At 66.6% G+C, this 15,031-nt stretch carries 9 protein-coding genes; 4 read left to right on the forward strand and 5 right to left on the reverse strand.

Features of this window, described 5'->3' with window-relative positions:
- Positions 1 to 32: 32 nt before the first annotated feature.
- Positions 33 to 1,859, forward strand: a complete 1,827-nt coding sequence (gene glmS / locus RBJ75_RS04935) for a glutamine--fructose-6-phosphate transaminase (isomerizing) (RefSeq protein ID WP_044407464.1) — start codon at positions 33 to 35, stop codon at positions 1,857 to 1,859.
- Between the two features lie 220 nt (positions 1,860 to 2,079).
- Complete coding sequence (locus RBJ75_RS04940; protein WP_044407461.1) at positions 2,080 to 2,883, forward strand: DUF502 domain-containing protein; 804 nt, start codon at positions 2,080 to 2,082, stop codon at positions 2,881 to 2,883.
- On the opposite strand, the gene recG is transcribed toward RBJ75_RS04940, so the two are convergent.
- A complete protein-coding gene (recG, locus tag RBJ75_RS04945) occupies positions 2,880 to 4,982 on the reverse strand; it encodes an ATP-dependent DNA helicase RecG (RefSeq protein WP_044407460.1) in 2,103 nt (700 codons plus the stop codon). The genes RBJ75_RS04940 and recG overlap by 4 nt on opposite strands.
- Positions 4,983 to 5,155: 173 nt before the next feature.
- Between recG and RBJ75_RS04950 the strand changes: the two genes are divergently transcribed.
- Entirely contained in the window at positions 5,156 to 5,443 is a 288-nt protein-coding gene (locus RBJ75_RS04950; protein WP_044407493.1) for a succinate dehydrogenase assembly factor 2, read from the forward strand.
- Complete coding sequence (gene mfd, locus RBJ75_RS04955) at positions 5,440 to 8,958, forward strand: transcription-repair coupling factor (protein ID WP_276157002.1); 3,519 nt, start codon at positions 5,440 to 5,442, stop codon at positions 8,956 to 8,958. The genes RBJ75_RS04950 and mfd overlap by 4 nt, the downstream gene beginning before the upstream one ends.
- A gap of 18 nt (positions 8,959 to 8,976) precedes the next feature.
- Here the strand turns inward: mfd and RBJ75_RS04960 are convergent, their stop codons facing one another.
- From RBJ75_RS04960 to RBJ75_RS04975, 4 genes are all read right to left on the reverse strand, one after another.
- Complete coding sequence (locus RBJ75_RS04960; protein ID WP_044418239.1) at positions 8,977 to 9,963, reverse strand: YheT family hydrolase; 987 nt, start codon at positions 9,961 to 9,963, stop codon at positions 8,977 to 8,979.
- 295 nt (positions 9,964 to 10,258) lie between these two features.
- Positions 10,259 to 11,488 carry a hypothetical protein gene (locus tag RBJ75_RS04965; protein ID WP_044408151.1) on the reverse strand — a complete coding sequence of 410 codons (1,230 nt, stop codon included), beginning with the start codon at positions 11,486 to 11,488 and terminating at the stop codon, positions 10,259 to 10,261.
- Positions 11,489 to 11,544: 56 nt separating this feature from the next.
- Complete coding sequence (locus RBJ75_RS04970) at positions 11,545 to 13,077, reverse strand: AMP-binding protein (protein ID WP_044408153.1); 1,533 nt, start codon at positions 13,075 to 13,077, stop codon at positions 11,545 to 11,547.
- Positions 13,078 to 13,081: 4 nt separating this feature from the next.
- Positions 13,082 to 14,758 carry an extracellular solute-binding protein gene (locus tag RBJ75_RS04975; RefSeq protein WP_411194494.1) on the reverse strand — a complete coding sequence of 559 codons (1,677 nt, stop codon included), beginning with the start codon at positions 14,756 to 14,758 and terminating at the stop codon, positions 13,082 to 13,084.
- Between the last annotated feature and the right edge of the window lie 273 nt (positions 14,759 to 15,031).

The following is a 15,031-nucleotide window of genomic DNA, read 5'->3' on the forward strand; positions in this document are numbered from 1 at the left end:
TGGTGTCGGCCAATCTGGAGATATCAATCCGCATGTGCGGCATTATCGGCATTCTCGGACGCGGTCCGGTTGCGGGGCAACTGGTCGATTCACTCAAGCGCCTGGAATATCGCGGCTACGATTCCGCCGGCGTCGCGACGCTGGAAGGCTCGCATCTCGAATGCCGTCGCGCCAAAGGCAAATTGAAGAACCTCGAGGCGCGCCTGCAGGCCGAGCCGCTGCTGGGTCATATCGGCATCGGCCATACCCGCTGGGCCACCCATGGCAAGCCGACCGAGGTCAATGCCCATCCGCATGCCGCCGCCGGCGTCGCGGTGGTTCACAACGGCATCATCGAGAATTTTCGCGAATTGCGCATCGCGCTGGAAAAGCACGGCGCCAAATTCGCCAGCGAGACCGATACCGAGGTGGTCGCCCATCTGGTCAATTCCTATCTGGTGAAAGGCTATTCGCCGCGGGACGCGGTGAAGACGGCGCTGCCGCAGCTGCGCGGCGCCTTCGCGCTGGCCTTCCTGTTCGCCGATCATCCGAACCTGATGATCGGCGCCCGCAAGGGCTCGCCGCTGGCGATCGGCTATGGCGAAGGCGAAATGTATCTCGGCTCCGATGCGATCGCGCTGGCGCCGTTCACCGACGATATCAGTTACCTCGAGGACGGCGACTGGGTGGTGCTGAACCGCGAGGGCGCGGTGGTACAAGACGCGCAAGGCGTCGTCGTTGAGCGCGACACCATCAAATCCGGTGCCTCGGCCTTCATGGTCGACAAGGCGAACTACCGTCACTTCATGGCCAAGGAAATCCACGAGCAGCCGGAAGTGGTCGGCCATACGCTGGCGCATTACATCGACATGGCCAGTGAGCGCGTCGCGCTGCCGCTGACATTGCCGTTCGATTTTCGCGATATCCAGCGGGTATCGATCATTGCCTGCGGCACCGCGAGCTATGCCGGCTTCATCGGCAAATACTGGTTCGAGCGGCTGGCGCGGCTGCCGGTCGAAATCGACGTTGCCTCGGAATTCCGTTATCGCGAGGCGCCGCTGCGCAAGGGCGATCTGGCGATCTTCATTTCGCAATCCGGCGAGACCGCCGACACGCTGGCGGCGCTGCGCTACGCCAAGGAGCAGGGGCTGCATACGCTGTCGGTGGTCAATGTCCCGACGTCCACGATCGCCCGCGAGAGCGAGACCGTGATGCCGACGCTGGCCGGACCGGAGATCGGCGTCGCCTCGACCAAGGCCTTCACCTGCCAGCTCACTGTGCTGGCGGCGCTGGCAGTGGCGGCCGGCAAGGCGCGCGGCGAATTGAACGGTCCGGACGAGGCGCGGCTGGTGCACGGCCTGATCGAGTTGCCGCGGCTGATGGCGGCGGCGCTGGCGACCGAGCCGCAGATCGAGCGGCTGGCACGCGACATCGCCAAGTCGCAGGACGTGCTCTATCTCGGCCGCGGCACCAGCTATCCGCTGGCGCTGGAGGGCGCGCTCAAGCTCAAGGAAATCTCCTACATCCACGCCGAAGGCTATGCCGCCGGCGAACTCAAGCACGGCCCGATCGCGCTGATCGACGAGAAGATGCCGGTGGTGGTGATCGCGCCGTTCGACCGGGTGTTCGAGAAGACCGTCTCCAACATGCAGGAAGTCGCCGCCCGCGGCGGCCGCATCATCCTGATGACCGACGCCAAGGGCGCCGCGGAGGCCACCGTCGAATCGCTGGTGACGATCGTGCTGCCCGACATGGCGGCGGCGTTCACGCCGATCGTCTATGCGATTCCGGTGCAATTGCTCGCCTACCATACCGCCGTGGTGATGGGCACCGACGTCGATCAGCCGCGCAATTTGGCGAAATCGGTCACCGTCGAATAGGCCAGGGATCACTGCGGCCGGCGCGGGACGTCCGCCGGCGACCGCCGGTGTGAGCGGAAGCCCCTTGATTTCAACGCTTTAGATGCACAATTTTAACCGCCTCGATGATCGAGGGGCGATCACCGGATCCGCTCGCACGACTCCCCGAATTGTCTGCTAGAATGTGACAGCCCATCGTGGTCCCGGCCACGATCCAAGTTTCAATTGATTTGGACGTTTGATGAACGATCAGGATTCAAAACCACATCACGGTGACGTCGTTGCCGACCCGCCGCGCGGCTTCATGGCACGCGTCCGGAATTATTTCCTAACCGGCTTGGTGGTCGCCGGACCCGTGGCGATCACCTTCTATCTGACCTGGTGGTTCGTGAACTGGGTCGACGGCTTCGTGCGGCCGTTCGTGCCGGTCGACTACCGGCCGGAGACCTATCTGCCGTTTCCGGTGCCGGGCTCGGGGCTGGTCGTCGCCTTCGTGGCGCTGACCTTGCTGGGCTTCCTCACCGCTAATCTGATCGGCCGCACGTTGGTCGATCTCGGCGAGCGCGTGCTCGGCCGGATGCCGGTGGTGCGGGCGATCTATCGCGGCCTCAAACAGGTGTTCGAGACGTTGTTCTCCGGCTCGGGGTCGAGTTTCCGCAAGGTCGGCCTGGTCGAATTCCCGTCGCCCGGGATGTGGTCGATCGTGCTGATTTCGCAGCCGCCCAGCGTCGAGATCGAGGCCAAGCTGCCGGGACAGGACGAGCATATTTCGGTGTTCCTGCCCTGCGCGCCGAACCCGACCACCGGCTTCTTTTTCTATGTGCCCAAGAGCAAGGTGATCCTGATCGACATGACCGCCGAGGACGCGGCCACCCTGATCATGTCGGCCGGCGTGGTGCAGCCGGGCTCGGACCCGCAGAAGAAGATCGCCGCCCTGGCCGAAACCGTGCTGGCGGCGAAAGCCGCCAATGAGCCGGAATCGGCATTCTCGCGGCATCGGGTCAAGGCGCCGGACAAGGCCCCTGACAAAGTCGACCAGGCCTAACCGGCCCCGAGCAGCGGCAGCGCCTCGTCGCGCTCATAGAGATAGAGCAGGCAGCGCAGCGCTTCGCCATGCTCGCCGGTCAGTTTCGGATTGTCGGCGAGAATCCGCAGCGCTTCGTCGCGGGCCTGGGTGATCAGCTGGGCGTGGACCTCGGAGCGCGCGATCCGGTAGCCCGGCAACCCGCTCTGGCGGGTGCCGAGCACGTCGCCTTCGCCGCGCAATTTCAGATCCTCCTCGGCGATGCGAAAGCCGTCGGTGGTCTCCTTGATCACCTTCAGCCGCTTGGCGGCGATCTCGCCCAGCGGCTCCTTGTAGAGCAGCAGACAGTTCGAGGCCTCGGAGCCGCGGCCGATGCGGCCGCGCAATTGATGCAATTGGGCAAGGCCAAAGCGCTCGGCGTTCTCGATCACCATGATGGTGGCGGCCGGAACGTCGACGCCGACCTCGACCACGGTGGTCGCCACCAGCAGCGGCGTCTCGCCAGCGGCAAACCGCGCCATCGCGGAATCCTTGTCGGCGCCGCGCATCTTGCCGTGAACGATGCCGACTCTGTCGCCGAACCGCTCTTTCAGGCTGTCGAAGCGTTGCTCGGCGTCGGTCAGATGCGCGACGGTTTCGGATTCCTCCACCAGCGGCACGATCCAGTACACCAGCTTGCCGGCATCGAGCGCGCGGCCGACGCCGTCGATCACCTCGTTGAGCCGGCTGCTCGACATCGTCCGGGTCTCGATCGGCTGGCGGCCGGCCGGCTTCTCGCGCAATTCGGAGATGTCCATATCGCCGAAATAGGTCAGCACCAGCGTGCGCGGGATCGGGGTGGCGCTCAGTACCAGTACGTCCACCGCGTCGCCCTTGGCGGTCAGCGCCAGGCGTTCGCGCACGCCGAAGCGATGCTGCTCGTCGACCACCGCCAGCGCCAGCGCGTTGAACACGACGTCATCCTGGATCACCGCATGGGTGCCGACCAGAAGATCAATCTCGCCGGCCGCGAGCCGGGCCAGAATGTCGCGGCGCTCCTTGCCTTTCTCGCGGCCGGTGAGGATTGCGACGCGCAGGCCGGCATGGGCGGCCAACGGCGCGATGGTCTTGATGTGCTGGCGCGCCAGGATTTCGGTCGGCGCCATCAGCGCCGTCTGCTTGCCGACCTCGGCCACGGCGGCGGCCGCCAGCAGCGCCACCACGGTCTTGCCGGAGCCGACATCGCCCTGCAGCAGCCGCAGCATCCGCACCGGCCGGGTCAGGTCGTCGGCGATCGCGGCGGCGGCGTCGCGCTGCGAATTGGTCAGCGCATAGGGCAGGGCGTCGATGATGCGGTGGCGCAACGCGCCGTCGCCGGCATTGCGGGTGCCGGCGGGGCGGCGTAGCTGCGCGCGGACCAGCGCCAGCGCCAATTGTCCGGCGAGCAATTCGTCGAAGGCCAGCCGCGACCAGAACGGCCCTTCGGGGAGGATGTCGGTGAGTTCAATCGGGACATGGACGCGTTGAAGCGCCTCGGCCAGCGGCGGAAACGAGCAGCGCCGCAACACTTCGGGGCTGATCCATTCCGGCAGCGCCGGCAGCTTGGCGAGCGCCAGCGCGATCGCCCGCCGCAGCGAGCCGATCGCCAGCCCCTCGGTCAGCGGATAGACCGGATCGATCCCGGTCAATTGCGCGAAGCCGGCCTCGTCGACCACGCGGTCGGGGTGCACGATCTGCAGCGTGCCGTCGAACATCTGCGCGGTGCCGGAGACGTAGCGCTTCTCGCCGACCGGCAGCAGCTTTTCGACATAGCCCGGCTTGGCGCGGAAATAGGTCAGCACCACGTCGCCGGTCTCGTCGCTGGCATAGACCAGATGCGGCGCGCGCGAGCGGCCGGCCGGCGCCGGGCGATGGCGGTCGACCGTGACCTCCAGGGTGACGATGCTGCCCGGCACGGCGTCGCGGATCTTGGGCCGGTCGCGGCGGTCGATCACGCTGGCCGGCAGATGCAGCAGCAGGTCGACTAGCCGCGGCGTGTCATCGCGGCCGAGCAGATAGCGCAGCAATTTATCCTGCTTCGGGCCGACTCCGGCCAGGCTGGTGACGGGTGCGAACAGGGGATTGAGAAGGACGGGGCGCATCGAACCGGCTCGAACCATCGGGCTGCAGGGAGGGCCTAGGCTTGGATGCATTTTGGGGCGATTGCAATGCGCGATCGGAGGCTGACAGCGGCGGGCGCGACCGCTATATCAACCCCGCCCGGCACGTCCGGGCTTTCGCCGTTGGCGCAGTATTGAATTGGGCGGGTTTGACCATGACGGGAACGACACGATCGAGCGGCGGCCTGGATGACCGGCGCAAGCGGCTGTTGTTCCGCTGCTGGCACCGCGGCATGCGCGAAATGGACCTGATTCTCGGCCGCTTCGCCGATGCGCAGATCGGCATTCTCACCAGCGCCGAGCTCGACGATCTCGAAAAGCTGATCGAATTGCCCGACGCCGACCTCTACGCCGCGGTGGCCAGCGACGCGCGGCTTTCCCCCGATCTGGGCGGGCAGATGTTCGAACGGATCAAAGCGTTCAAGATCGCGGAAGCGCTATGAAAGCGCCGTCGCGATCGCCCGCCGAGCTGCTGGCGCCCGGCCGCGCGCTGACCTTCGCCAATGTGGCCGAAAGCGCCGAGGGGCTGATTATCTCCGATCTGGCGCGCGCGGTGGCGGCGCGGCCGAAACCGCCGGCGGTGTCGCTGGCGGTGATCTGCCGCGACGGGCCGCGGATGCAGCAGCTGGCGCGCAGCCTGGAATTCTTCGCGCCCGATCTGGCGGTGATGCAGTTCCCGGCCTGGGACTGCCAGCCCTATGACCGGGTGTCGCCGCATGGCGGCATTCTGGCGCAGCGCCTGACCACGCTGGCGCGGCTGGCGCGGCTGGCCGGCAGCACCAAGCCGCTGATCGTGCTCACCACCGTCAACGCCGCCGTGCAGCGCGTCCCGGCGCGCGAGATCGTCGCCGCGCAGGCGCTGTCGGTGGCGCCCGGCAATGTGGTGCCGATGGATTCGATCGTGGCCTGGCTCGAGCACAATGGCTACAACCGCTCCTCGACGGTGCGCGAGCCCGGTGAATACGCGGTGCGCGGCGGCATCCTCGATCTGTTTCCGGCCGGGCTCGACCAGCCGGTGCGGTTCGACTTCTTCGGCGATACGCTGGAATCGATCCGCGCCTTCGACGCCGAGACCCAGCGCACGCTGATGGACATGCGCGCGCTCGATCTGGTGCCGATCTCGGAGTTTCAACTGGTCACCGAAACCATCAAGCGGTTCCGGATGGGCTATGTCGCCCAATTCGGCGCGCCGCGGCGCGACGATCCGCTCTACGAGGCGGTCAGCGAAGGCCGCCGCCATCCCGGCATGGAGCATTGGCTGCCGCTGTTCCAGGAGCGGATGGATACACTGTTCGATTATCTCGACGGCGCGCCGGTGGCAATCGAGCCGCAAAGCGAGGATGCCGCCACCGCGCGCTTCGCGCAGATCGCCGATTACTACGACGCCCGCCGCGAGGCGATGGAGCTTCCCGGCGGCGGCGCGATCTATCAGCCGCTGCCACCGGACCGGCTCTATCTCGGCGAAGACGAGTGGCGCAAGCGCCTGGAGGATGTCGCGCTGGCGCGGCTGACGCCATTCGCGGTGCCCGAGGACCAAGCCGGCGTGATCGACGCCGGCGCGCGGGCCGGCCGCAACTTTGCCCCCGAGCGCGCCGACCCCGCGGTCAATGTATTCGCCGCGCTGGTGGCGCATGTCCAGGCGCTGCAGGCGGCGCGCAAGAAGGTGGTGGTGGCGCTGTGGAGCGAAGGCTCGCGCGACCGCATGGCGAGCATGCTCAAGGACCACAAGCTGCTCAACCTCACCTCGGTCAATTCCTGGCGCAGCGTGCAGGCGACGCCGCGCAACGAGGCGATGCTGGCCGTCGTCGGCATGGAATTCGGCTTCGAGACCGACACCGTCGCGATCATCACCGAGCAGGATATTCTCGGCGATCGGCTGGTGCGGCCGCGCAAGGCGTCGCGCAAGCTCGACAATTTCATCTCCGAGGTCACCAGTCTCGCCGCCGGCGATATCGTGGTCCATGTCGAACACGGCATCGGCCGCTTTGTCGGGCTGCAGACGCTGGAGGTCGGCGGCGCGCCGCATGATTGCCTCGAACTGCGCTACGCCAACGAGACCAAGCTGTTTCTGCCGGTCGAGAATATCGAGCTGTTGTCGCGCTACGGCTCCGACAGCGCCAATGTCGAGCTCGACCGGCTCGGCGGCTCCGGCTGGCAGGCCCGCAAGGCCAAGCTGAAGAACCGGATTCGCGAGATCGCCGGCGAATTGATCAAGATCGCCGCCGAACGCCATCTGCACGAAGCGCCGAAAATGCCGGTGGAGCCGCATCTGTATGACGAGTTCTGCGCGCGCTTCCCCTATGAGGAGACCGAGGACCAACTCAGCGCCATCAATGCGTCGCTGAAGGATCTCGAAAGCGGACTGCCGATGGACCGGCTGATCTGCGGCGACGTCGGCTTCGGCAAGACCGAGGTGGCGCTGCGCGCTGCGTTTGCGGTGGCGATGGACGGCAAGCAGGTCGCCGTCGTGGTGCCGACCACGCTGCTGGCGCGCCAGCATGCCCGCACATTCACCGAGCGATTTCGCGGTTTCCCGGTGAATATCGGCCAGGCCTCGCGGCTGGTGCCGGCCAAGGAACTGACCAGGGTCAAGAAGGGCCTGACCGACGGCTCGATCGACATCGTGATCGGCACCCATGCGCTGCTCGGCAAGGCGATCAAGTTCAAGGATCTCGGCCTCTTGGTGGTCGACGAGGAGCAGCATTTCGGCGTCACCCATAAGGAACGGCTGAAGCAGCTGCGCGCCCAGGTTCACGTGCTGACGCTGAGCGCCACGCCGATTCCGCGCACGCTGCAGCTGGCGCTGAGCGGGGTGCGCGAATTGTCGATCATCGCCTCGCCGCCGGTCGACCGCCTCGCGGTGCGCACCTTCATCGCGCCGCACGATCCCCTGATGATCCGCGAGGCGTTGCTGCGCGAACGCTATCGCGGCGGTCAGGCGTTTTATGTAGTGCCGCGGATCGAGGATCTCGCCGGGGTCAAGGATTTCCTCGACAAGCATGTGCCGGAGATGAAGGTTGCGGTCGCCCACGGCCAGATGCCGCCGACCGTGATCGAGGACATCATGACGGCGTTCTATGACGGCAAATACGACGTGCTGCTGTCGACCACCATCGTCGAGTCCGGCCTCGATATTCCCAGCGCCAACACGCTGATCGTGCACCGCGCCGACATGTTCGGCCTGGCGCAATTGTATCAGCTGCGCGGCCGCGTCGGGCGCTCCAAGCTGCGCGCCTATGCGCTGTTCACGCTGCCGGCGCAGCAGAAGGTCACAGCGCAAGCCGAGCGTCGGCTCAAGGTGCTGCAATCGCTGGAGACGCTCGGCGCCGGCTTCCAGCTCGCCTCGCACGATCTCGATATTCGCGGCGCCGGCAATCTCTTGGGCGAGGAGCAGTCCGGCCACATCAAGGAAGTCGGCTTCGAGCTGTACCAGTCGATGCTGGAGGAGGCGATCCTCAACCTCAAGGCCGGCGTGGTCGAACCTGTCGCCGATCGCTGGTCGCCGCAGATCACCATCGGCATGCCGGTGCTGATCCCAGAAGACTTCGTCGCCGATCTGGCGGTGCGGCTGTCGCTGTATCGCAGGCTCGCGGATCTGGAGACCGACGACGAGATCGAGAATTTCGCCGCCGAGCTGCGCGACCGCTTCGGCGTGCTGCCGGACGAGGTGCGCTATCTGTTCAAGATCGCCGCGATCAAGGCCTATTGCCGCCGCGCCAATGTCGAGAAGGTCGATGCCGGGCCGAAGGGCGCCGTGATCAGCTTCCGCGACAACAAATTCGCGCAGCCCGATCGGCTGATCTATTTCATCCGCCAGCACGGCCAGGCCGCCAAGGTGCGGCCCGACATGAAAGTCGTGTTCCTGCAGGATTGGGACACGCCGGAAGACCGCCTGATCGGCACCACCGAAATCCTGCGCCAACTCGCCAATCTGGCGGAGGACCGCAAGGCGGCGTGAGCCGGGATTTGGATGCGGTCAGCAAACTCGATGATACGCATCAGCCAGCCACCCGCACACCGCCTGCGGCATCGCGTGGACGTGGCCCGGAAAGCTGCCGCCGGGAAAGCCGACATGGCCGCCTTGCGCCGGCTGCCATAGCGTCACCTGCGCGCCGACATCGGTCGCGTCGGGCAGGGAGGCGGCAGGCACGAACGGGTCGTTGCGGGCGGTGAGCACCAGAGCCGGGACGCGGATCGCACCGAGGTGCGGCCTGGCGGAGGCGCGGCGATAGTAATCGTCGACGCCGGCAAAACCGTGTAGCGGCGCGGTGAAGCAATCGTCGAAATCGCGTAGCGTATTGGCGGCGATCAGCCGATCGCGATCGAACAGATTGGGATGCTGCTGCCATTTCGCCAGCGCGTTCGGCTTCATGGTGCGCAGAAAACGTTGGGTATAGACCAGCCAGTTGAAGCCGTGATCGATCTCGGCTCCGGCGGCGGCGAGATCAAGCGGCGCCGAGATTGCCGCCACCGCGCTGACCATCGAGGCGGCACTTGAGCCTGCTTCCTCGGCCCAGCGCAGCAGCGCATTGCCGCCGAGCGAGACGCCGGCGGCCAGCACCGCCGCGCCGGCGCGCTCGCGCAGGCGGCCGAGCATCCAGCCGATCTCCTCGAAATCGCCGGAGTGATAGGAGCGCGGCGCCAGATTGAGCTCGCCCGAGCAGCCGCGAAAATGCGGTACGCTGAAATTCCAGCCGCGGGCGCGCGCCGCCTGCGCGAAGGCCACCGCGTAGTGGCTGGCCGAACTGCCTTCGAGCCCATGGAACAGCACCAGCCACGGCGCGCCGGGCGCCGCGATCAAATGGTCGACGTCGATGAAGTCACTATCGGGCGCGCGCCAACGTTCGCGCCGATAGGCCGGGGTCTCGGCCGCATAGGGCCGCGACAGCAGCGCCGGCCAGATCGTCTGCAGATTGCCGCCGGGCAACCAATATGGCGCGTGATAGTCCCAAAGCGCGGTCATGCGGCTCTATCTGTTCCCCGCGTCACGCGCCGGCCCAATAGCGTGTGCGTAGCTTGCCGCGTGTCGAACCATGAATAAGCTCTGCTCATCCTCGAGCGGCTTCCTCAGTATTCCTCTCAAAGACGTATCAATGGTACCAAGGCGTCAACGTCGTCATTGCGAGGAGCTCTTGCGACGAAGCAATCCAGTCTGTGGGTGGCGCTCCTGGATTGCTTCGCTGTCGGACGGCGCTGCGCGCCGGCCTCGGCTCGCAATGACGGAATGATGGCCCGGTTCTCTGGGGGCCGTCAGACTCTCACGACGCCGCGCGGCGGGCGTCCTGCTCGGTCAGCCGCGTGAGGATTGATCGCGCGGTATCGGTCGGCAGCAGTGTCGCCACCGTCACTTCGGCATCGATCCGCTGGTCGGGCCGCGGGCCATGCGAGGTCTGCTTCATCACGCTCGAGAGGCGCCGCGCGATGGTCTGGGCACTGCGCAATCCGGTCTCGGCGAAGGCCACCAGGATCGAGCCGTCGTCCTGCAGCACGCCGAAATCCATCCGCCGCATCAGCCGGCTGACGATCCGCGCCGCGTCGAAGGCGGCGCGCGGGTCCGGCCGATTGAGCTTGAACCGGGCCACCGACATGCCGCCGCCGCTTGCCTGGGTCTGGTAGACCGCAGTGGCAAAGTCGCGATCGAAGGCGTCTTGCGTCAGCAGGCCGGTGCAGGGATCGATCAATCCACCGGCGTCGAGCGATTTGAGGACGCGGCTGAGACGGGCCTCGAAAGCGTGCAGCCGGATCAGCGGCAGCGCGCTCATCACGGTATGCGCCGGGTCGCCGAGTGCATATTCCAGGTTCGGCAGATCATAGGTCGGGGTCGGGCCGGCGGCCGCGACCACGATCGGCAGATTGCGAAACCGGGCGTCTTCGGACAGCACGGTGAGGAAGGCGTCGACCACCCGCGGGCTGAAGCCTTCGCCGAGGATGATGCCGTCGAGATCGCGGCTATTGAGATGTTTGGCGGCGGCTTCGACGCTGAGCGCACCGACCACGCCGAGGCGCTCGCCCAGCGCCACCGACAAGGCCGGGTAGGCGGCGCCGCGGCCGATCAGCAGCACGGTGGCGTCTTCGATCGGGTCGGTCGGCGGCAGCTGCGGCAGCGATTCGGCGTCGAGCCGTCGCAGCACCGTCGCATGCAGCGTCCGCACCCGCAGTGCCGCGCGCAGCCGGGTGCCCAGCCGGTCGTAAAGCACATCGGTGGCGACGAAGGGGATGGCCTGATCCGTCGCATGATCGCCGGGATTGATCGCGATCAGCGGCACATAGGGAACCATCGTGGCGATCTGCTGGGCCAGTGCCGGAAAGCCCGGCTCGGCGTCGCTGCCGCAGACGATCACCGCGGCCTGTCGTAGCCGCTGCACCGCATTGCTGGCGTCGCTCCAGCTTGAATCGATCACCGGGAACAGCTTGGCCTCGGACAGCGCCATCATCAGCGCTGCGGGGTCGCCGGCCGTCACGACTAGAATGGGGGCTTGGGTGGTCATGTGTCAGAGTCGCTCAACGCTGCATTTCACCAGCGTTGGACTTTAGATCGACGCTGTTAATGCCGCGTCAACGGCGTTGCCGACTCCTCGCCGGAGCGCCCGGGGGGATCGCGAAACGCCTCCACCATCAAGGGGTTGAGCCCAAGTTCCGAGAGCGCTTCGCGGGCCCTTGCGTTGTCATTGGCGCGCCCGGCGAGCCGGTAGCCGCTCAACCGGTCCGGCAGCGCCGTCAACAGCGCCCCCTGGCCGAGGCGTTTGGCCCATTCCTGCAGGTCCTGGGCGAGGAAACGATAGCCACCCACGGCCATGATCGTCGGCGGTGGCGCCGTGATACAGACCGCGCCGCTGCTGCGGTCGAGCCGGGCGGCGTAGCCGGTGTCGACATAGTCGGTTTGCGGCTCGGAGCTCGGCACGCCGGACGGTCCCTGCGGCTGATAGGCCGCCAGCACGATCATCGGGCCGCGCAGCCCCAGCGTGCCGTGCGGCGTCACCAGGATTTCGCCCGCGGTCGACGAGCCCATCACGTCGCGCGGCGCGCCGTGCGGCCCGGGCTGGATCGTGGCCGGCACGCCATCGGGCGATCGCCGCGCGCCGAACAGGCCGGCCTCGCCGAACAGATAGATATCGGTGAATGACACCGAATTGGCCGACCAGGTCGCGCTCGAGGCGACCTGTTCGGGCGCCCGCCACAATCCGATCACCGTGCGCAGCGACGGCGCGCGCGCCAGCAGCCCGGTATCGGCCAGGCGCAGCGCCAGCGGCGCCGGCGCCACCAGGGCCTCGCAATTGAATTCGACGATCTGTCGCTCGGCGACGTCGTCATCGAAGGGGTGATGCAGCGCCAGCGTGCCGCCACTCAGCAGCCACACCATCAGCGAGGAGGCGAGGCTGGCGAAGGACGACGGCGCCACTGCCGACATCACCGTTGCCCCCTGCGCCATCCCACTTTCGAGAAACACCACGAGCCCGCCGGCAATCAGATTGAGATGGGTGCGCGGGATGGCGCGAAAGCCGTCGGCGGTAACGTCGAACGAAATGATCGCGGCGCGCCGCCCGTCCTGCGTGGCCGGCGCGACGGCCTCGTCGCTCTTGTAAAGTGCGGCGTCCAGCGAGGCCATGCCTTCGGGCAGATCGTCGCCGAAGCCGCAGACATGGCGAATCGAAAACGCCTCGGCGGCGGCGTTCATCGCCAGGTCGGCGTGGTTGACGCCGTCGATCTTGCCGGCCGCGACGATCGCGCGGGCGCCGGTCCGGTTCAGCGCCATGGTCAATTCGGCCTGCCGCCACAGCTGCGGCAGCAACGCCACCACCAGTCCGGCGCGATGCGCCGCCAGCACGGTGAGGATAAATTCGACGGTATTCGGCAGTTGCACCGCGATCACCGAATTGGGCGGCAGGCCGGCGGCGGCGAAATGCGCCGCCAGCGCCGCGATCGCGCGGTCGGCTTGCGCATAGGTGAGGCGCTTGGGCAATTGGGCGCTGACCCGCATCTTGTCGGCGGGATCGACCAGCGCCAGCGCGTCGGGCTGCCGCGCCAGGCTGCGGCGAAACAGCCCGTCCAGGGTCGGTGAGATGTTGGTCTGGCTCACGGGATCACCTTTGCTGGGTCGAGGGACGCTGCCACCAGGTCTCCGGGAGATAGCCGGTCAAAGCAGTTGCCTTGGGCCGTTCTATCCGATTCCATCGGGCGATCCATTGCTGTTGAATGCTGTAGAGCGGAACCCCGTAGAACCCCGAGATCAGCACCCGGTCGAGCGCGCGCACCGCCGACACGAAAGCCGGGCGCTCGCGGGCCTCCAGCATCGCGGCGATCATCACGTCGATCGCCGGGTCGCGCGCCCCCATGTAGTTCCGGGTTCCCTTGGTGTCGGCCGATTCGGCGCCCCAGTAGAACGACTGCTCATTGCCGGGCGACAGCGACTGGTCCCAGCGGTTCTGGATCATGTCGAAATCGAAAGTGAGCCGGCGCTGATCGAACTGCACCGCGTCGACGGCGCGGACCGCGACCTTGATCCCGGCGCGCTTGAGACTGCCCGCATAGGCCAGCGCGATGCGTTCCTGGTCGCGGGTGCTCACCAGGATTTCGAAGGCCAGCGGCTGGCCGGTGTCGTGCCGGCGCATCACGGTGCCGTCGAGCTCGTAGCCGGCCTGCGCCAGCAAGGACAGCGCCTTGCGCAGCGCGTTGCGGTCGCGGCCCGAGCCATTGCTGACCGGCAGATGGTAGCTGCCATCGACGATGTCCGGTCGCAGCCGCGACAGAAACGGTTTCAGCAGGGCGCGCTCGCGCTCATCCGCCGGCCGCCCATAGGCCGACAATTCCGAGCCGGCGAAGTAACCGGCCGAACGCGTATAGAGCCCGAAGAAGTAGTTGCGGTTGATCCATTCGAAATCGAACAATTGCCGCAGCGCCTCGCGGACGCGAATATCTGAGAACACCGGCCGCCTGGTGTTGAACACCAGAAACTCCGAGGGCTGCGGCAGCCCGGTGGTGATGGTGTCGCGGATCACCTCGCCGTCGCGGGCGGCGGGGAAATCATAGCCGCCGTGCCATCGCGACGGTTCGGTCTCGACCCGAAAATCATACAGGCCGCGCTTGAACGCCTCGAAATGCGCATTGGCCTCGCGAAAGTAATCGAGCCGGATCTCGTCGAAATTCCACAGCCCGCGATTGATCGGCAGGTCGCGGCCCCAGTAATCGGGGTTGCGGGTCAGCGTCACGCTGGCGCCGGGCTTGACCGCGGTGACGCGATAGGGCCCGGAGCCGAGCGGCGGCGTCATCGTGGTTTCCTCGAAATGCGCGACGTCGACGGCGTGTTTCGGCAGCACCGGCATCAGCCCGAGGATCAGCGGCAGTTCGCGATCGGGCTCGCCGCCGAAATCGAACCGCACGGTGCGCTCGTCCAGTGCCTCGGCCTTGCTGACCTTGGCGTAGTACAGCCGGTGATTGGGCCGGCCCTTGTCGCGCAGCAACGCCCATGAGAACAGCACGTCCTCGGCAAGGACCGGCTGGCCGTCGGAGAACCGGGCAAGCGGGTTGATCCGGAAGGTGACATAGCTGCGGGCATCGTCGGTCTCGATGCTCTGCGCCAGCAATCCGTACAGCGTGAAGGCTTCGTCCTGGCCCCGCGTCATCAGGCTCTCGAGCACGAAGCCGCGGATCTGCGGAACCGCGATGCCCTGGACGATCAGCGGATTGAGACTGTCGAAGGTGCCGAGCACGCCCTGGATCAGGCGGCCGCCTTTCGGGGCGTCCGGATTGACATAGGGCATTGCGGAAAAATTGGCGGGGAAAGCCGGCTCGCCGTGCATCGCGATGGCGTGAGCCGGCTGTGCCGCCGCGCATCTTGCCGCACTGCACCACGTACCGACAACAATACCGGCGCCGAGCGCGAGCCCAACGAGCCGCCGCCACAGAAGGTGGTTTGATTCGCCAAAGATCACCCGATGATTCTATCACAATCGCCGTGAGCAGCTCACGACAACGACCCGGATGTGATGGTCGGCATTGATATTTTCATCTGCCGTTGTATTGAAGGCGGTCGA

The sequence above is a fragment of the Rhodopseudomonas sp. BAL398 genome (assembly GCF_033001325.1).
Classification (GTDB): Bacteria; Pseudomonadota; Alphaproteobacteria; order Rhizobiales; family Xanthobacteraceae; genus JARJEH01.

Coding starts and splice junctions, on each gene's coding strand:
- glmS (WP_044407464.1), top strand. CDS start 33: ATGTGCGGCATTATCGGCATTCTCGGACGCGGTCCGGTTGCGGGGCAA.
- RBJ75_RS04940 (WP_044407461.1), top strand. CDS start 2,080: ATGAACGATCAGGATTCAAAACCACATCACGGTGACGTCGTTGCCGAC.
- recG (WP_044407460.1), bottom strand. CDS start 4,982: ATGCGCCCCGTCCTTCTCAATCCCCTGTTCGCACCCGTCACCAGCCTG.
- RBJ75_RS04950 (WP_044407493.1), top strand. CDS start 5,156: ATGACGGGAACGACACGATCGAGCGGCGGCCTGGATGACCGGCGCAAG.
- mfd (WP_276157002.1), top strand. CDS start 5,440: ATGAAAGCGCCGTCGCGATCGCCCGCCGAGCTGCTGGCGCCCGGCCGC.
- RBJ75_RS04960 (WP_044418239.1), bottom strand. CDS start 9,963: ATGACCGCGCTTTGGGACTATCACGCGCCATATTGGTTGCCCGGCGGC.
- RBJ75_RS04965 (WP_044408151.1), bottom strand. CDS start 11,488: ATGACCACCCAAGCCCCCATTCTAGTCGTGACGGCCGGCGACCCCGCA.
- RBJ75_RS04975 (WP_411194494.1), bottom strand. CDS start 14,758: ATGCCCTATGTCAATCCGGACGCCCCGAAAGGCGGCCGCCTGATCCAG.